The sequence below is a fragment of the Salipiger sp. H15 genome, from assembly GCF_040409955.1.
In the GTDB taxonomy this organism is placed as follows: Bacteria; Pseudomonadota; Alphaproteobacteria; order Rhodobacterales; family Rhodobacteraceae; genus Salipiger.
The window spans coordinates 2,612,304-2,630,739 of the sequence record NZ_CP123384.1 but is presented as its reverse complement, the minus strand read 5'-3'; the positions used below and the strand labels follow the sequence as shown (position 1 = coordinate 2,630,739).

The following is an 18,436-nucleotide window of genomic DNA, read 5'->3' as shown; positions in this document are numbered from 1 at the left end:
GAATGAGCGAGCCGGTCATCCTCGCGGGGTCCGCCAGCCCGCTCGGTGCGACATTCGACGGTGATGGCGTGAATTTCGCGGTGTTTTCCGCCCATGCCGAGGCCGTCACGCTCTGCCTTTTCGACGAGGATGGCACGGAAACCCACCGGCTCGCCCTGCCCGAGCGCGACGGCGATGTCTGGCACGGGCGGGTGCCGGGGCTGACGCCGGGCCAGCAGTACGGCTACCGCGTCGACGGCCCCTTCCAGCCCAAGCAGGGCCACCGCTTCAACCCCAACAAGCTGCTGCTCGACCCCTACGCCCGGCGCATTACCGGCCACCCGGTGTGGAACGAGGCGCTCTTCGGCGGCGGCGAGACCCGCAGCACCACCGACAGCGCGCCCTTCATGTGCAAGGGGATCGTCGAGGACACGAGCTTTGACTGGGGCGGCATCAAGCCGCCCGAGACGCGGCTTGCGAAAAGCGTGATCTACGAGGCGCATGTGAAGGGGCTCACCCAGCGCTTTCCCGGCGCCGAGCACCCGGGCAGCTTTCTCGGCATCGCCTCGGACCCGGTGCTCGAGTACCTCACCAAGCTCGGCATCACCGCGGTCGAGCTCCTCCCGGTGCAGGCCTTCATCAACGACAAGTTCCTCTTCGACAAGGGGCTGCGCAACTACTGGGGCTACCAGACGCTGGGCTTCTTCGCGCCCGATCCGCGCTATCTCACGCAGGGCGCGCTCTGGGAGTTCCAGCACATGGTCGCCCGGCTGCACGCCGCGGGGATCGAGGTGATCCTCGACGTGGTCTACAACCACAGCTGCGAGGGCGACGAGCATGGCCCGACGCTCTGCTTCCGCGGGCTCGACAACCTCAGCTACTACCGCCTGCCCGAGGACCGGCGCCTCTACATCAACGACACCGGCACCGGCAACACGCTGAACCTCGACCACCCGATGGTGCTGCGCATGGTGATGGACTCCTTGCGCTACTGGGCGACCACCATGGGCGTCGACGGCTTCCGCTTCGACCTCTGCTCGACGCTCGGGCGCACGCCGCAGGGGTTCGACCGCAACTCCGCCTTCTTCAAGGCGCTGCGGCAGGACCCGGTGCTGGCCGCGCGCAAGCTCATCGCCGAGCCCTGGGACATCGGCCCCGGCGGCTACCAGCTCGGCGGCTACCCGCCGCCCTTCAGCGAATGGAACGACCAGTACCGCGACGGGGTGCGGCGGTTCTGGCGCGGCGATCTGGGGCACGTGCCGGTGATGGCCGACCGGATCACCGGCTCGGCCGGGCTCTTCGACCATTCCGGGCGCAACGCCACCGCCTCGGTCAACCTGCTCACCGCGCATGACGGGTTCACGCTGACCGATCTCGTCTCGTACAACGCGCGCCACAACGAGGCGAACGGCGAGAACAACCGCGACGGGCACGGCGAGAACTACTCGGACAACATGGGCATCGAGGGCCCGACGGATGATCCAGAGATTCTCGAGGCCCGCGCCCTGCGCCGCCGCAACCTCATGGCGACGCTGCTGCTGAGTCAGGGCACGCCGATGATCCTTGCCGGGGACGAGATCGGCAATTCGCAGGGCGGCAACAACAACGCCTACGCACAGGACAACGAGACCGGCTGGATCGACTGGACCGAGCCCGACGAGGCGTTTCTTGCCTTCACCCGCAAGCTCATCGCCTTCCGCAAGGCCCACCCGATCCTGCGCCAGCGCCGCTACCTGCATTCGCGGCCGCGACGGGTCGACGGCGTGCCCGACCTCTTCTGGTGGCGGCCCGACGGGCAGGAGATGACCCGCGCCGACTGGACCAACGGCCATCTCAAGGTGCTGTCCGCCGAGCTGCGCATGGCCTCGGGCACGCCGCTCTACAAGCAGCGCGAGGAGGCGATCTACCTCGCGCTCAACGCCGGCGAGGCGGTCGAGCTGACCCTGCCCGAGCCCGGCGAGGGCTTCGGCTGGGTACGCCACATCGACACGTCCGATCCCACCGCCGCGCCGCTCGCGATCCGCGGCGGCACGGTCACGCTGGCGGCGAACTCCGTCCTGCTGCTGGCGGAGGAGCCCGCATGAACGATCTCGACACCCGAGCGACGCAGGCCGGGATCCTCGGCGAATACCGAGATCTCTACGGCACCTGGCACAGCACCCCGCCCGAGACCAAGGCCGCGCTGCTCGCCGCCATGGGCCTTGCGGGTGAGGCGCCGCTGCCGGTGCGCGACCTGCCGAAATGGCATGTCTGCACCCGGGGCGAGCCGCCGACGCTGGGCCTGCCGGGGGCCTGGACGATCACGCTCGAGGATGGCCGCGCACTCGAGGGTGACGGCCGCCTGCCCGCGCTGCCGATGGGGCGGCACCGGCTCGAAAGCGGCGGCGAGACCTGCTGGCTGCTGAGCGCGCCGACCCGCCTGCCGCTGCCCGAGCGCGGCTGGGGGCTGATGGTGCCGCTGGCCTGCCTGCGCCCGGCGGCGCAGGGCGGCATCGGCAGCTTCGACGATCTTGCGATCATGGCCGAGGGCGCCGGCGCGCAGGGCGCGGGGTTCCTAGGCATCAACCCGATCCATGCCGGGTTCCACGTCGCTGACCCCGGCGGCTTCAGCCCCTATACCCCGTCGCACCGCCGCCGCCTCTCGCCGCTCTACCTGCCCACCGGCACCAGCGCCGCGCCGGGCCCGGTGGTGGATTTCGCCGCCGAGACCCCGGCCCGGCTCGCCGCGCTCGAGGCCGAGTACCTGAACGCCCCGCCCGGCCCCGGCTTCGATGCCTGGCTGCGGCACGAGGGCGACGAGCTGCAGCGCTTCGCCCTGCACCAGGCGCTCTCGGAAAAGCTCGGCGCCTACTGGGACGGCTGGGAGGCCGCCTACCAGGACCCGAAGAGCCCGCAGTCGCTGCAGGCCGCGCGCGACCTCGCGGACCGCGTCCGCTTCCACGCCTGGCTGCAATATGCCGCCGAGGGCGCCGTGGCCGAGGCGCAGCGCCGGGCGGTCAAGGCGGGGATGAGCCACGGGCTCTACCTCGATCTTGCCGTCGGCACGCATCCGCACGGGGCCGAGACCTGGACCGACCGCGCCAGCTTTGCCACCGGCGCCAGCCTCGGCGCCCCGCCCGACGCCTTTGCGCCGCAGGGCCAGAACTGGCGCCTTGCCCCGTTCAACCCGGTCTCGCTGGAAGAGACCGGCTTCGAGGCGCTGGCGCTCACCCTGCGCCAGCAGCTGCGCTTCTGCGGCATGCTGCGGATCGACCACATCATCGGCTTCGAGCGCGCCTACTGGGTGCCCGACGATGGCGGCTTGCCCGGCGCCTACGTGCAGATGCCGCGCGAGGCGATGTTCGCCGTCGCCCGGATCGAGGCGGCGCGCTGCGGCGGGGTGATCATCGGCGAGGATCTCGGCGTGATCCCCGACGGGCTGCACCACGCGATGGACGACAGCGGCCTGCTGGGCTGCCGCCTCGCCTGCTTCGAGCAGCGCGGCGATCCGCCCGAGTTCAAGCGCCCCGAGGCCTACGACGAGGCGGTGATCGCCAGTTTCACCACGCATGACCTGCCCACCTGGAAGGGCTGGCGCGCGGGCCGCGAGATCGACATCCGCGAAGCCATCGGCCTCACCCCGCGCGACCACGCGGTCGGCATGCGCGGCTGGCGCGGGCGCGAGCTGGCGGGTTTCGACTGGCTCAGCGGCCAGTTCCGCAACGGCCTGCCGCCCGAGGCCCCCGAGGCGATGTTCCACGTCCTCGCCGCGACCCGATCCCGCCTCGTGGCGCTGCAGGTCGAGGACCTGCTGGACAGCGACGTCCAGCCCAACCTTCCGGGCACCGTCTCGGAATATCCCAACTGGCGCCAGCGCCTGCCCTTCGGCCCACAAGAGATTGCAAACACACCCGTTCTTGCCAATGCCGCCCGGATCATGGATGCATCCGGGCGAAGGAGACATCCATGACGCACATTCGCACCGTTTCCACCGCGCCGATCGAGGGCCAGAAGCCGGGCACCTCCGGCCTGCGCAAGAAGACCCCGGTCTTCCAGGGGCACCATTACCTCGAAAATTTCATTCAAAGCATCTGGAACGGCATCGGCGGCGTCGAAGGCAAGACCCTCGTTCTCGGCGGTGACGGGCGGCACTTCAATTCGCAGGCGGCGCAGGTCGTGCTGCGCATGGCCGCGGCCAGCGGCGCGAAGAAGGTCATCGTCGGCGAGCGCGCGCTGCTCTCGACCCCGGCCGCCTCGAACCTCATCCGCAAGCGCGGCGCGGACGGCGGCATCATCCTGTCGGCCAGCCACAACCCCGGCGGCCCCGAGGGCGATTTCGGCGTGAAGTACAACGCCGCCAACGGCGGCCCCGCGCCGGAAGCCATCACCGACAGGATCTTCGAGGCGACCAGGACGATCACCGAGTTCAAGATCCTCGAGAGCCAGGACGTCGGCCTGGCCGGCACCGGCACCGTCATGCTCGGCGACATGGAGATCGAGATCGTCGATCCGGTTGCCGACTACGCCGAGCTGATGAAGGAGATCTTCGACTTCGAGGCGATCCACGCGCTCTTCCGCTCGGGCTTCACCATGCGCTTCGACGCGATGCACGCGGTGACCGGCCCCTATGCGCGGATGATCCTCGAAGAGGACCTCGGCGCGGGCCCCGGCACGGTGATCAACGCGATCCCGCTGCCCGATTTCGGCGAGGGCCACCCCGATCCGAACCCGATCTGGGCCAAGACCCTGATGGACGAGATGATGGGCGACCACGCCCCCGATTTCGGCGCCGCGTCTGACGGGGACGGCGACCGCAACATGATCGTCGGGCGGCACTGCTACGTGACCCCCTCGGACAGCCTTGCCGTGCTCGCCGCCAATGCCACGCTGGTTCCGGCCTACGCGGGCGGGCTCAAGGGCGTCGCGCGCTCGATGCCGACCTCGGGCGCGGTGGACCGCGTCGCCGAGAGCCTCGGCATCGACTGCTACGCCACCCCCACCGGCTGGAAGTTCTTCGGCAACCTGCTCGACGCCGGCCGCGCCACGCTCTGCGGCGAGGAAAGCGCCGGCACCGGCTCGGACCACGTGCGCGAGAAGGACGGGCTCTGGGCCGTGCTCTTCTGGCTCAACGTGCTGGCCCAGAAGCAGTGCTCGGTCGCCGAGCTGATGGAGGCGCACTGGCAGCAATACGGCCGCAACTACTACTCGCGTCACGATTACGAGGGCGTCGATGCGGGCGCGGCGAACGGGCTGATGGACCACGTGCGCGACCAGCTCGCCACCCTGCCCGGCACCGAGGTCGCGGGCATGACCGTCACCTCCGCCGAGGAATTCGCCTATGACGACCCGGTCGATGGCTCGCGGTCCGAGAACCAGGGGCTTCAGATCGGTTTCGAGGGCGGCTCGCGGCTGGTGCTGCGGCTCTCGGGCACCGGCACCGAGGGCGCGACTCTGCGCGTCTACCTCGAGAAGGTCGAGACCGATCCCGCAAGCTTCGCGCTCGACCCGCAGGAGGCGCTCGCCCCGGTCATCGCCGCCGCCGAGGCCATCGCCGGCATCCGCACCCGCACCGGCCGGACCGAGCCCGACGTCATCACCTGAACGAAAGACAAGACCATGGATACCCTACGCGCCATCTCGCTGATGGTGCTTGGCATGGCATTGCTGGCCCTCAGCGATGCCTTCATCAAGCTCTCGACCCGCGCGGCCTCTTCGGGGCAGGTGATGATGGCCATCGGCCTCGGCGGCTGCTGCGTCTTCCTGATCCTCGCGCGGCTCAGGAAGCTGCCGCTGCGCCGCGCCGACGCCTTCCACCCGCGGGTGCTGCTGCGCAACGTCTTCGAGATGGTCGGCGGCCTCGGCATGATCATCGGCCTGTCGCACATCCCGCTCTCGGTCATGGCGGCGATCATGCAGACCGCGCCGCTGGCGGTGACGCTCGGCGCGGCGCTGTTCCTCGGCGAGAGCGTCGGCTGGCGGCGCTGGTCGGCGATCGGTGTCGGCCTCGTCGGCATGCTGATGGTGATCCGCCCCTTCGGCGCCGAGTTCTCGGGCTGGACGGTCTTCGCCGTGGTCGGGGTGATCGGGCTTGCGGCGCGCGATCTCGTCACCCGCACCCTGCCCGCCGAGATCCCCTCGGTCGTGGTCTCGGCCTGGGGCATGGTCTCGATCGCGCCGGTCGGGCTGGTGCTGATGCTGCTCTCCGGCTCGGCGCCGGTCTTCACCCCGCCCGCCATGCTGCCCATCGCGGCGGCGGTGGCGGTGACCGCGGGCGGCTATCTTGCCGTCACCACGGCGATGCGCCTTGCCGAGGTCGCCGCGGTCTCGCCCTTCCGCTACACGCGGCTGATCTTCACCGCGAGCCTCGGCATCCTGTTCTTCGGCGACCGTCCCGACGGCTGGACTTATGCCGGGGCGGCGCTGATCCTCACCGCGGGGCTCTACACCTTCGTGCGCGAGCACCGGCTGCTGCGCGCGCAGCAGCGGGACGTGGACCGGGGGCTCTGAGGCGGCGGCTCAGCCGCCCACCACCTCGATCCCCGGCGAGCTCGCCCGGTGCGCCGCATCCACCGAGACCGTCTCGCGCGTGCGGGGCAGTGCCTCGGGCATCTCGCGCTGGATGAAGGTGATCAGCTTCTCGCGGATCTCGCAGCGCAGGTCGTAGGTGCGCGGCGCATTGCGGGCCGAGGCGAGGATGCGGATCTCCATCACCCGCTCGCGGAAGTCGTTGACCTGCAGGTGGCACACGTTGCCGTCCCAGAGCTCGCTCTCGCGGCAGATCTCGCCCATGCGGTCGCGGATGCGCTGGATGTCGGCGCAATGGTCGAGATAGAGCAGCACGCCGCCGATCAGCGAGGCCCCGTCGCGCGTCCAGTTCTGGAACGGCTGTTCGATGAAGTAGCTCAGCGGCACGATCAGCCGCCGCCAGTCCCAGATCTTGATCACCACGTAGGTGCCGGTGATCTCCTCGATCCAGCCCCACTCGCCCTCGACGATCACCGCGTCGTCGATGCGGATCGGCTGGGTGATCGCCAGCTGGATCCCGGCGATGAGGTTCTTCAGCACCGGCTGGAAGGCAAAGCCCACGACGATCCCCGCCGCCCCCGCCGAGGCCAGCAGCGACACGCCCCATTGCCGCACGCCCGGAAAGGTCATCAGCATGGCCGAGACCGTGACGATGAGGATCAGCCAGCCCGCCAGCCGCACGAGGATGCGGCTCTGCGTGACGTGCTTGCGCGCCAGCGTGTTGTCCTCGGCGTCGAGCGAGAACTTGCGCAGGTGCACCGTGGTCCAGATGTTGAGCGCGGTGTGGATCACCCAAGCCACCAGCACGATGAAGGCGATGAGCAGCGCGTGCTGCGCAAGGTCCCGCCAGTCCGCCCCCATCGGCGCGACGGCGACGCCGATGGCAAGGAAGAACACCACCAGCCCCATGCGCAGCGGCCGCCGCGTGCGCGACACGAGGCTGCGCCAGAAGAGGTCGCGCCCGGCCACCAAACGCGTCAGAAGTCCGAACACCAGCCGGTAGGCCAGCACCCCGATCACGAAGGCCAGCCCCAGCACCGCCAGCGGCATGACCCAACCTGGCAGCACCGGCAGGATCGCCTCGACCGTCTCGGAGAAATCCGCGACCTGCCGCTCGAGCAAGTCAAGGTCAGACATCTCGGCGACCTGCTGGCCGATCTCGCTCAGTTCCTGTTCCATGCCTAATCTCCGCAGGGCGCCGTCCTCCCCCGGCGGCCCTCGCGCGGCCTTTCCTGCTGCCGATTGCCTTTGCACCTGCAGCAAAAACCTAGGGGCGTTTCGCGGCAGGGCAAAAAACAATGCTGCAAGCCCATGGGGTTGTTAGCGCAACCCCATGGGAACAGGCACTGTTAGCGTTAGCACGATTATTTACATCCGCCGCACCCCTGCTATAGCTCTCGCGAACCCATTCCTTTGCGAGGGACCCATGAGCATCATCATCGACATTCACGCCCGCGAAATCCTCGACAGCCGCGGCAATCCCACCGTCGAAGTCGACGTCACGCTGGAAGACGGCACCATGGGCCGCGCCGCGGTGCCCTCGGGCGCCTCGACCGGCGTGCACGAGGCCGTCGAGAAGCGCGACGGAGACAAGTCGCGCTACATGGGCAAGGGCGTGCTCGAGGCCGTGGCCGCGGTCAACGGCGAGATCGCCGAGACCATCGTCGGCTTCGACGCCACCGAGCAGCTTGCCATCGACATGGCGATGATCGAGCTCGACGGCACCGACAACAAGGGCCGGCTCGGCGCCAACGCCATCCTCGGTGTCTCGCTGGCGGTGGCCAAGGCGGCGGCGGAATTCACCGGCCAGCCGCTCTACCGCTACGTCGGCGGCACCTCGGCGCGGATGCTGCCCGTCCCGATGATGAACATCATCAACGGCGGCGAGCATGCCGACAACCCGATCGACATCCAGGAATTCATGATCATGCCGGTCTCGGCGGAGAACATCCGCGACGCCGTGCGCATGGGTTCGGAAGTCTTCCACACGCTGAAGAAGGAGCTTTCGGCGGCGGGCATGTCGACCGGCCTCGGCGACGAGGGCGGCTTCGCGCCGGAACTCGCCTCGACCAAGGACGCGCTCGACTTCATCCTGAAATCGATCGAGAAGGCCGGCTACAAGCCCGGCGAGGACATCTACCTCGCGCTCGACTGCGCCTCGACCGAATACTTCAAGAATGGCAAGTACGAGATGAAGGGCGAAGGCCTCTCGCTCACCTCCGCCGAGAACGTCGCCTACCTCGCCAAGCTCTGCGAAGAATACCCGATCATCTCCATTGAAGATGGTTGCGCCGAGGATGACTGGGAAGGCTGGAAGCTGCTGACCGAAGCGCTCGGCGACAAGGTCCAGCTGGTCGGCGACGATCTCTTCGTCACCAACCCCGAGCGCCTCGCCATGGGCATCGAGCAGGGCGTGGCGAACTCGATGCTGGTGAAGGTCAACCAGATCGGCTCGCTGTCCGAGACGCTGAAGGCCGTCGATATGGCCCACCGCGCGCGCTACACCAACGTGATGTCGCACCGCTCGGGCGAGACCGAGGACGCCACCATCGCCGACCTCGCCGTCGCCACCAACTGCGGCCAGATCAAGACCGGCTCGCTGGCCCGGTCGGACCGGCTCGCCAAGTACAACCAGCTGATCCGCATCGAGGAAATGCTGGGCGAGGCGGCGGAATACGCCGGCCGCTCGATCCTCAAGCGCTGAGCGGCGCGCTTCTGAAATGACGAAGGGCGGGGAAATTCCCCGCCCTTTTTCATGGGCGCGCCCGCCCCTTCTTCTCTTTCCAAATACGCCCTGTTCCGGCCGCGCCGCAGGCGGAACGCCCGGAGGGGGCTCTGCCCCCGTCCGCTTCGCGGATTCCCCCGGGATATTCGGACCTGGTAGAACGCGCGTTGCGTCAGCCAGTGGCCTTCTCTTCCACGGCCTCGGCCAGCGCCTCGGCGCGGGCGGCGAGCTCGGCCATGGCCTCGGTCAGGCTGCGCGGGATCACCGGCACCTCGACCCGCTCGGGCTCGGGCGGCGGCGCGTCACGCAGCACCCGCAGCTCGGATCCCATCGCGGCGATGCGTTCCTCGGCCTCGCGCAGCCGGTCCTCGGTCTCGCGCAGCCGGTCCTCGAGCCCGGCGGTCTTGTCCGCCAGCATGAGCCCCGACATCAGCAGCATCCGCGCCTCGGGCATGCGGCCGATCTGGCCGACAAGCACCTGTGCCTCGGTGTCCAGCATCCGGGCGGCGGCCTGCAGGTACTGTTCCTCGCCCTGCTGGCAGGCCACCTCGAAGCTGCGGCCCCCGATCAGGATCTCGACCTCGATCTGCGACATCACATGTCCTCCGTCTTGGTGGCGGCGGCCAGCACCGGTTCGAGCCCGGCGATCAGCGCCCGTGCCTCGGCCTCCTCGGCGCCGCGCGCGGCGCGCAGCGACTCGAGCTCGGCCAGCATGGCCTGGTTGACGAGATGCGGCTCGCCGAGCCCCTGCTCGAGCGCCGCGCGCATCTCGGCCTGCGAGCGCATCAGCATGTCATTGGCCTGGCGCAGCCGCTGCAGCTCGCCGTCGAGCGCCGCCATGGCGCCGCGCTGCGCCTCGAGCCGGGCGGCCAGCGCCTCGGCCTCGCCGGAGGCGTCGTCGCCGCCCTCGAGCTGCGCGTGCAGTTGCCGGACCCGCTCCTCGAGCTGGGCATTGGCCATGCGCTCCTCGTCCAGCGCCGTGCGCAGCGCCGACGCTTCGCCATCTCCCGTGCCCTCGCCCTGCGGCACCGAGCCCAGCATCTCGACCCCGGTCGAGATGCGGTCGAGCGCGCGCGTGATCCTGGAGTGCAACTCGTCGATCTGGCTCATCCTGCGTCCCTTGTTCCCTGTCTTCTTCCCGGGTACCGGTCCGGGCCGTCCGTCCGGGGGCATCCCCCGCGCACCGGCCAGCCTGTCCCGCCTCCGCACCCGGCCCCGCGGGCCGGTCTGCGGACCGTTCCCGCCGACCTATACCAAAGAGATCGGAAAGGCGAATCAACACCCTTCCGGTCCGGTCAAGGATAACAAGCGGGCCGGGAAAATGCTCGCCAGAAGTTCCAAGGCCTTACGGCCCTTGCTTCATCCAGTTTACGCGGGGATCCGGCCGCGAAGCTTGAACTTATCGGCAGCGCTGCTATTGAGCCGGTCAACAGGCTTCCGGCAAGAGGACAAAGCCCCGTGGACATTTCTGCACTCAAAGCCAAGAACCCCGACCACTGGACCCGCGCCTGCGCCATCCGCGCGCTGACGCTGGACGCGGTGGCGGCTGCGAATTCCGGCCACTCCGGCATGCCCATCGGCATGGCCGACGTGGCGACCGTGCTCTATTCCAAGCACCTCAAGTTCGACGCCAAGAACCCGAAATGGGCGGACCGCGACCGGTTCATCCTCTCGGCAGGCCACGGCTCGATGCTGCTCTACTCGCTGCTCTACCTTGCCGGCGACGAACAGATCACCCTTGAGGAAGTGAAGAACTTCCGCCAGTGGGGCGCGCGCACCGCGGGCCACCCCGAGAACTTCCACGCCGATGCCATCGAGACCACCACCGGCCCGCTCGGCCAGGGCATCGCCACCGCCGTGGGCTTCGCCATGGGTGAAGAGATCCTGCGCGCGCGCTTCGGCAAGAAGGTCGTGGATCACCACACCTATGTCATCGCCGGCGACGGCTGCCTGATGGAGGGCGTGAGCCAGGAGGCGATCACCCTCGCCGGCCGCTACGGCTTGGGCAAGCTCATCGTCTTCTGGGACAACAACGGCATCACCATCGACGGCAAGGTCTCGCTCTCGGACGCCACCGACCAGGTGACGCGCTTCCGCTCGGCGGGCTGGGAAGTCATCGAGATCGACGGCCATGACCCCGAGGCGATCGACGCGGCCATCGTGGCGGCGAAGAAGAGCGCGCAGCCGACGATGATCGCCTGCCAGACGCACATCGCCCTCGGCCACGCCGCGCAGGACACCTCGAAGGGTCACGGCGCGCTGACCAACGCCGAGCAGAACGCCGAGGCCAAGAAGGTCTGGGGCTGGACCACCGGCCCGTTCGAAGTGCCCGCGGACGTCAAGTCCTGGTGGGAAGAGGTCGGCAGCCGCGGCGCCGCCGATCGCGCCGAGTGGGAAGAGCGCTTCGCCGCCCTGTCGGAAAGCCGCCAGAAGGACTTCACCCGCCAGCAGGACGGCGACGCGCCGAAGAAGCTGTCGGCGGTGATCCGCGCGCTGAAGAAGCAGGTCTCGGACGAGGGCCCGAAGGTCGCCACCCGCAAGAGCTCGGAAATGGTGCTCGAGGTGGTCAACCCGATCATGCCCGAGACCGTGGGCGGCTCGGCCGACCTCACCGGCTCGAACAACACCAAGACCGGTGACCTCGGCGTCTTCGACGTCTCCGAGCGCAAGGGCCGCTACGTCTACTGGGGCATCCGCGAGCACGGCATGGCGGCGGCAATGAACGGCATGGCGCTGCACGGCGGGCTGCGCCCCTACGGCGGCACCTTCATGGCCTTCACCGACTACGCGCGTCCCGCGATGCGCCTCGCCGCGCTGATGCAGATCCCGACGGTCTTCGTGATGACCCACGATTCCATCGGCCTCGGCGAGGACGGCCCGACCCACCAGCCGGTCGAGCACCTGGCGATCAGCCGCGCGACGCCGAACACGCTGGTGTTCCGTCCGGCCGACACCGTCGAGACCGCCGAAGCCTGGGAAATCGCGCTGACGCAGAAGACCACGCCGTCGGTCCTGTCGCTGACCCGCCAGAACCTGCCGACCGTGCGCCGCGAGCACAAGACCAACAACCTCACCTCGAAGGGCGCCTACGTGCTCGCCGAGGCCGAGGGCAAGCGCCAGGCGATCCTCATCGCCACCGGCTCCGAGGTCGAGATCGCCCTCGCCGCGCGCGACGCGCTGCAGGCCGAGGGCATCGGCACCCGCGTCGTCTCCATGCCCTGCATGGAGCTCTTCGCCCAGCAGGACGAGGCCTATCGCAAGCGCGTGCTGCCGGCAGGTCCGGTGCGCGTCGGCGTCGAGGCGGCCACCCGCCTCGGCGGCTGGGACCGCTGGCTGCTCGGCGAGCGCGGCCGCGAGGCCAAGCAGGCCTTCGTCGGCATGGACAGCTTCGGCGCCTCGGCCCCGGCGGAAGTGCTCTACGAGAAGTTCGGCATCACCGCGGAGAACGTGGTCACCAAGGTCAAGGGCCTGCTCTGATCCGGGCGCCGGGAGGGGGCTCCGCCCCCTCGCCCTTCGGGCTCACCCCCGGCGTATTTGGAAAGAGAAGAATGACGAAGGGCGCCTCTCGCGGGGCGCCCTTCCTGCTTTCGGGGGATGGGCGGGGTGGCGGGGCTCAGTGCGCGGCCTGCTTCCTGACCCCGAAGAGCGGCAGGATCAGCTTCGTGACGATGGGCACGAGGATCATCCCCCAGAGCACGCCGAGCACGCCGTCGATCACCGCGGTGACCGTCCAAAGCCCGGCGGGGCGCAGCTCCTCGGAGAGCCCCTGCGTCGCGGCCTCGGCCCAGTGGTGGATCGTTTCCTCGGGCAGGTGCCAGCCCATCTGCGCCAGCGAATGCACGAGGATCGAGCCGCCCACCCAGAGCATCGCGACGGTGCCCACCGTGCCGAGGATCTTCATCACCCAGGGCATGCCCTTGACGATGCCGCGGCCGATCGAGCGGGTCACCCCGAAGCGGCCGACGCGCGCCATCCAGAGGCCGATGTCGTCCATCTTCACGATCACCGCGACGGTGCCGTAGATCCCCGCGGTGATGGCGACGGCGACGATGCCGAGCGCGGCGGCGCGCACCCAGAGCTCGGGCGCCTCGATCGCCGAGAGCGCGATGGTCATGATCTCGGCCGAGAGGATGAAGTCGGTCTTGATCGCGCCCTTGACCTTCTGCTCCTCGATATGCGCGGCATTGCCGGTCTCGGTGCCCTTGGCCGCCGTCTTGTGGGCGCCCGGGCGCAGCACGTGCAGCACCTTCTCGGCACCCTCGAAGCAGAGGTAGGAGCCGCCGGCGATCAGCAGCGGCGGGATCATCCAGGGCGCGAAGCTCGAGAGCAGCAGCGCCAGCGGCAGCAGGATGACGATCTTGTTGAACACCGAGCCGCGGGCGATGCGCCAGATGATCGGCAGCTCGCGCTTGGCCTCGAACCCGTCCACGTATTTCGGCGTCACCGCCGCGTCGTCGATCACCACGCCCGCGGCCTTGGAACCGGCCTTGGCGGCGCTGGCCGAGATGTCGTCGACCGAGGCCGCCGCCAGCTTGGCGATTCCCGCCACGTCGTCGAGAAGCGCGAGAAGTCCGCTCATGTCCTGCTCCGTCCTGTTCTGGCCCCAAGGTAATCCGGTGCGCGCATTGCGCAAGGCTTGGGCCTGCCGTCGCGGCACTGCCCAAGCTTATACGCTATCAGCTTCCCATGTTAGCGCCCGCAGCATGGTTTATCGCTAACATACTGCAATTCCTGTCCTTTTCGCGTTGCTGCCCCGGCACACCTATGTATACGGATAGGAAAGTTCCCTCCCAACGACCCCATCCTGACCAGGAGACCGCTCCATGACCGTGACCGTCGGCATCAATGGATTCGGCCGCATTGGCCGCTGCACCCTCGCCCATATTGCAGAGAGCGCGCGCAACGACGTGCAGGTGGTGAAGATCAACGCCACCGGGCCGATCGAGACCGCAGCCCACCTGCTGCGCTACGACAGCGTGCATGGCCGCTTCGGCGGCGAGGTGCGGGTGAACGGCACCAGCATGGACATCGGCCGCGGCCCGATGGAGGTCATGTCGACCTACAACATGGCCGAGCTCGACTGGACCGGCTGCGACGTCGTGCTGGAATGCACCGGCAACTTCAACGACGGCGAGAAGGCCGTCCAGCACATCCACCAGGGCGCGAAATCGGTGCTGATCTCGGCCCCGGCGAAGAACGTGCAGAAGACCATCGTCTACGGCGTGAACCACCGCGAGCTGCAGAAGGGCCACATCATGGTCTCGAACGGGTCGTGCACCACCAACGCGCTGGCGCCGCTGGCCAAGGTGCTCGACGAGGCGGTGGGCATCGAGAGCGGGATCATGACCACGATCCACAGCTATACCGGCGACCAGCCGACGCTCGACCGCCGCCACAAGGACCTCTACCGCGCCCGCGCCGCGGCCATGGCGATGATCCCGACCTCGACCGGTGCCGCCAAGGCGCTCGGCGAGGTGCTGCCGAACCTCAAGGGCAAGCTCGACGGCTCGTCGATCCGCGTGCCGACGCCGAACGTCTCGGCCGTGGACCTGACCTTCCAGGCGGGCAAGGACGTGACCGTCGCCGACATCAACGAGATCATCCGCGAGGCCGCCGCCGGCCGCATGGGCTCGGTGCTGGCCTACGATCCCGAACCCAAGGTCTCGATCGACTTCAACCACACGACGCACAGCTCGATCTTCGCGCCGGACCAGACCAAGGTCATCGGCCGCACCGTGCGCGTGCTGGCCTGGTACGACAACGAGTGGGGCTTTTCGGCGCGCATGGCGGACGTTGCCGCCGAGCTGGGCCGCACGCTCAACTGATCTTTCGGGATTTCCCGAAATGGCGAAGGGCGGCCCCTGGGGCCGCCCTTTTCCATTGTGCCGTCCGCCAATGTCAGGCGATCTTCTCGATCCAGGCGGCAAAGGCGGTCATCACCGAGCCGAGGAATTTCCTCGTGTCCTCGCTGGTGACCTGCCCGTCCTCGCCGATCAGCTGCATGATGTTGCCGACGTAGGCCTCGGGCTGCTGCATCGGGTGGACGTTGAGGAAGACCAGCGACTGGCGCAGCTGGTGGTTGGCGCCGAAGCCCGCGATGCCGCCCGGCGAGCCGGTGACCACGGCGGCGGGCTTGCCGTCCCAGACGCTGGACCCATAGGGGCGCGAGCCGACGTCGAGCGCGTTCTTCATTGCCGCGGGCAGGCCGCGGTTGTACTCGGGCGTCACGAAGAGCACGGCATCGGCGGATTTCACTTCGGCGCGGAAGCGGGTCCATGCGGCGGGCGGCGTGCCCTCGTCGCGGTCGGGGTTGTAGAGCGGCAGGTCGCCGATCTCGACGAAGTCGAACTCCAGCCCCTCGGGGGCGAGATCGGCCAGCACATGGGCGAGCTTGCGGTTGTACGAGCCCTCGCGCAGAGAGCCCACGAGCACGGCAACTTTCCTGGACATGACAGTCTCCTTTCCTTGCCTTCGCCCCGGGATATGGGGCGGCGGGAGGGAAGCAGGAGGCCGATTTGCGCACCGGATCTGCGCGGGGATGCGCGGAACCGCGGGGCGCGGCGGCAGGGCGCGGGCGCCCTGCCCGTTGCTTGCGCGCTCAGACCTTGCGCAGCGCCAGCACGGCGTTGAGTCCGCCGAAGGCGAAGGCGTTCGACAGCACCACCGAGACCTTGGCCTCGCGCGCCTCGTTCGGCACCACGTCGAGCGCGCATTCCGGGTCGAACTCTTCGTGGTTGATCGTGGGCGCGATCACCCCGTCGCGCAGCGCCATGAGGCAGGCCAGCAGCTCGACCGCGCCGGTGCCGCCGATGCAGTGCCCGTGCATGGACTTGGTCGAGGAGATCATCAGCCGGTCCGCCTGCGGCCCCATGGCGTCGGCCACGGCGGCGCATTCGGTCTTGTCATTGGCGGCGGTGCCGGTGCCGTGCGCATTGATGTAGCCCACCTCGTCGCGGTCGATGCGCCCGTCGCGCAGCGCGCCCGAGATCGCCCGTGCCGCGCCCTGCTTGGAGGGCATGACGATGTCGGCCGCGTCCGAGGTCATGGCAAAGCCCACCACCTCGGCGAGGATCTCGGCGCCGCGCGCCCGCGCGTGCTCGTACTCCTCGAAGACGTAGACCCCCGCGCCCTCGCCCTGCACCATGCCGTTGCGGTTGGCCGAGAACGGGCGGCAGGCGTCTTTCGACATGACCCGCAGCCCTTCCCAGGCCTTCACCCCGCCGAAGCAGAGCATCGACTCCGACCCGCCGGTGATCATCGCCGGGCACGCGCCCGAACGGACCATCTGGAAGGCGAGCCCCATGGCGTGGTTGGAACTGGCGCAGGCGGTGGCGACGGTGAAGGTCGGGCCGCGGAGGTTGAACTCCATGCTGACATGGCTGGCGGCGGCGTTGTTCATCAGCTTCGGCACGACGAAGGGATGGACGCGGTTCTTGCCCTCCTCGTAGACCGAGCGGTAGTTCTCGTCCTGCGTGGTCAGCCCGCCGCCGGAGGTACCCAGCACCACGCCCGAGCGGTCGGCCATGTCGCCGTGGAATTCCAGCCCGGACTGCGCGATCGCCTCGCGCGCCGCGATCAGCGCGAATTGCGTGAAGCGGTCATAGAGCGACAATTGCTGGCGGTTGAAGGTTTCTTCCGGCTCGTAGCCCTTGATCTGGCCGCCGATGCGGATGGCCAGGCGCTCGACGTCCCGGAAGTCCAGTTCCCCGATGCCGCAGCGCCCTTCGCGCATGGCCTCGAAGGTTGCAGGCACGCCGCGCCCCAGCGCGTTGATCGTGCCTGCGCCCGTAATGACGACCCGTTTCACGCGGTCTGCTCGGCCACCAGCTTCTCGATCCCGGCGACGATGGTCGACACCGAGGAGATGTCGAAATCGCTCTGTTCGGGCTCGTTGGCGTTGAACGGAACCGAGATGTCGAAGGCTTCCTCGATGGCGAAGATGCTTTCGACAAGACCAAGGCTGTCGATCCCCAGGTCCTCGAGCGTGCTGTCCATGGTCACGTCCGAGGGTTCGAGAACCGCCTGTTCGGCGATGATCTCGATGACCTTGTCTTTCACAGTCATGTGCGGCGCTCCCCTTGTCGTCGCAGCGTCAGTGTCAGGGTCGGCTTACTCATTCCCGGTGAGCTTGGAAACAGATTTCTTGAGCTCGGCGACTTCCTTGAAGAGCCGTGGCAATCTGCGCAGTCCCTTGTAAGTCTCGACGTGGCTTTCCATTTTCATCGCCGGGTAGCCGAGCATGACGCGGCCCGCGGGGATGTTGGACAGCACCGTGGTACCGCCGCCGGTGATCACGTTGTCGCCGATGAAGATATTGTCCGACACGCCCGTCTGGCCGGCCAGAACGACGTTGTTGCCGATCTTCGTCGAGCCCGCGATGCCGCAGCAGCCGCAGATCAGCGTGTTGTCGCCCACAACCACGTTGTGGCCGATCATCACGAGGTTGTCGATCTTGGTGCCGTTGCCGATCTTCGTGTCGCGCACCGAGCCGCGGTCGATGGTGGCATTGGCGCCGACCTCGCAGTCGTCGCCGATGGTGACCGCGCCGAGCGAGTGGATGCGCGCCCATTGCTGCGCGACCTGCGTGCCCTCCTCGCCGAGGCTCGCGCGCGCCTTCTCGACGCCCGAGACCTCGGGGGTGACGAAGCTGAAGCCGTCGCCGCCGATGCTGGCGTTGAACTGGCCGAAGAAGCGCGCGCCGATGGTGCAGCGCGCGCCGATGCGCACGCCGGAATGGATCATCGCGTCCTCGCCGATGGTCGCGTCCTCGCCGATGAAGACCTGCGGGCCGATGACCGAGCGCGCGCCGATCTTCGCGCGGGCGCCGATCACCGTGAAGGCCGCGACCGAGACACCCTCGCCGATCTCGGCGGTGGGGTCGATGCTGGCGCTGGGGTGGATGCCGGCGCCGTAGCCGTTGCCACGGTCGAGCATGGCCGAAAGGCCCGACAGGGCGTGGCGCGGGCGCGGCGCGAGGATCGCGGCCTGCAGCCCCATCCCCTGCCAGTCGGCGCCTTCCCAGAGCATGGCGGCGCGCGCCTTGCCCTCGCCGATCTGCGCGGCGAACTCGGGTTTCATGGCCAGCGCCAGCTGGTCCGCACCGGCCTGCGCCGGTTCGGCGACCGAGGTGACGCGGATCTGGGTGTCGCCCTCGGCCGTCAGGCCGAGCGCGGCGGCGATCTGTGCGATGCTGTGGCTTTCAACGATGCTGTCTAGGGACATGGGGTC

15 protein-coding genes are annotated in these 18,436 nt (G+C 68.7%); 7 read left to right on the top strand and 8 right to left on the bottom strand.

Annotated elements, in window-relative coordinates:
* The first annotated feature begins 2 nt into the window (after positions 1-2).
* The 4 genes from glgX to PVT71_RS12735 are packed head-to-tail and all read left to right on the top strand — an operon-like array spanning position 3 to position 6,465.
* A complete protein-coding gene (gene glgX / locus PVT71_RS12750) occupies positions 3-2,063 on the top strand; it encodes a glycogen debranching protein GlgX (protein ID WP_353472161.1) in 2,061 nt (686 codons plus the stop codon).
* Positions 2,060-3,928 (top strand): 4-alpha-glucanotransferase, encoded by a 1,869-nt coding sequence (gene malQ / locus PVT71_RS12745; protein WP_353472160.1) that lies wholly within the window; start codon positions 2,060-2,062, stop codon positions 3,926-3,928. The genes glgX and malQ overlap by 4 nt, the downstream gene beginning before the upstream one ends.
* Positions 3,925-5,559, top strand: a complete 1,635-nt coding sequence (locus PVT71_RS12740) for an alpha-D-glucose phosphate-specific phosphoglucomutase (protein WP_353472159.1) — start codon at positions 3,925-3,927, stop codon at positions 5,557-5,559. The genes malQ and PVT71_RS12740 overlap by 4 nt, the downstream gene beginning before the upstream one ends.
* Before the next feature lie 15 nt (positions 5,560-5,574).
* A complete protein-coding gene (locus PVT71_RS12735; protein WP_353472158.1) occupies positions 5,575-6,465 on the top strand; it encodes a DMT family transporter in 891 nt (296 codons plus the stop codon).
* 9 nt (positions 6,466-6,474) lie between these two features.
* Here the strand turns inward: PVT71_RS12735 and PVT71_RS12730 are convergent, their stop codons facing one another.
* Positions 6,475-7,662 (bottom strand): mechanosensitive ion channel family protein, encoded by a 1,188-nt coding sequence (locus PVT71_RS12730; protein WP_353472157.1) that lies wholly within the window; start codon positions 7,660-7,662, stop codon positions 6,475-6,477.
* Positions 7,663-7,909: 247 nt separating this feature from the next.
* Here PVT71_RS12730 and eno point away from each other — a divergent pair, with 247 nt between their 5' ends.
* Entirely contained in the window at positions 7,910-9,187 is a 1,278-nt protein-coding gene (gene eno / locus PVT71_RS12725; protein WP_353472156.1) for a phosphopyruvate hydratase, read from the top strand.
* Positions 9,188-9,380: 193 nt separating this feature from the next.
* On the opposite strand, the gene PVT71_RS12720 is transcribed toward eno, so the two are convergent.
* Positions 9,381-9,803, bottom strand: coding sequence for a cell division protein ZapA (locus PVT71_RS12720; protein ID WP_353472155.1), 423 nt, complete (start codon positions 9,801-9,803; stop codon positions 9,381-9,383).
* Entirely contained in the window at positions 9,803-10,318 is a 516-nt protein-coding gene (locus tag PVT71_RS12715; protein WP_353472154.1) for a hypothetical protein, read from the bottom strand. Before PVT71_RS12715 ends, PVT71_RS12720 begins: the two co-directional genes overlap by 1 nt.
* A gap of 348 nt (positions 10,319-10,666) precedes the next feature.
* Here PVT71_RS12715 and tkt point away from each other — a divergent pair, with 348 nt between their 5' ends.
* A complete protein-coding gene (tkt, locus tag PVT71_RS12710) occupies positions 10,667-12,685 on the top strand; it encodes a transketolase (protein ID WP_353472153.1) in 2,019 nt (672 codons plus the stop codon).
* Positions 12,686-12,821: 136 nt separating this feature from the next.
* On the opposite strand, the gene PVT71_RS12705 is transcribed toward tkt, so the two are convergent.
* Complete coding sequence (locus PVT71_RS12705; RefSeq protein ID WP_353472152.1) at positions 12,822-13,787, bottom strand: DUF808 domain-containing protein; 966 nt, start codon at positions 13,785-13,787, stop codon at positions 12,822-12,824.
* A 244-nt stretch (positions 13,788-14,031) separates the two neighbouring features.
* On the opposite strand from PVT71_RS12705, the gene gap reads away from it, so the two are divergent.
* Positions 14,032-15,033 carry a type I glyceraldehyde-3-phosphate dehydrogenase gene (gap, locus tag PVT71_RS12700; protein ID WP_353472151.1) on the top strand — a complete coding sequence of 334 codons (1,002 nt, stop codon included), beginning with the start codon at positions 14,032-14,034 and terminating at the stop codon, positions 15,031-15,033.
* 73 nt (positions 15,034-15,106) lie between these two features.
* Here the strand turns inward: gap and PVT71_RS12695 are convergent, their stop codons facing one another.
* The 4 genes from PVT71_RS12695 to PVT71_RS12680 form a co-directional block, all read right to left on the bottom strand.
* Complete coding sequence (locus PVT71_RS12695; RefSeq protein ID WP_353472150.1) at positions 15,107-15,658, bottom strand: NAD(P)H-dependent oxidoreductase; 552 nt, start codon at positions 15,656-15,658, stop codon at positions 15,107-15,109.
* Between the two features lie 148 nt (positions 15,659-15,806).
* Entirely contained in the window at positions 15,807-17,015 is a 1,209-nt protein-coding gene (locus PVT71_RS12690) for a beta-ketoacyl-[acyl-carrier-protein] synthase family protein (RefSeq protein ID WP_353472149.1), read from the bottom strand.
* A complete protein-coding gene (locus PVT71_RS12685; RefSeq protein WP_095883005.1) occupies positions 17,012-17,272 on the bottom strand; it encodes a phosphopantetheine-binding protein in 261 nt (86 codons plus the stop codon). Before PVT71_RS12685 ends, PVT71_RS12690 begins: the two co-directional genes overlap by 4 nt.
* Positions 17,273-17,317: 45 nt before the next feature.
* Positions 17,318-18,430, bottom strand: coding sequence for a UDP-3-O-(3-hydroxymyristoyl)glucosamine N-acyltransferase (locus tag PVT71_RS12680; protein WP_353472148.1), 1,113 nt, complete (start codon positions 18,428-18,430; stop codon positions 17,318-17,320).
* Between the last annotated feature and the right edge of the window lie 6 nt (positions 18,431-18,436).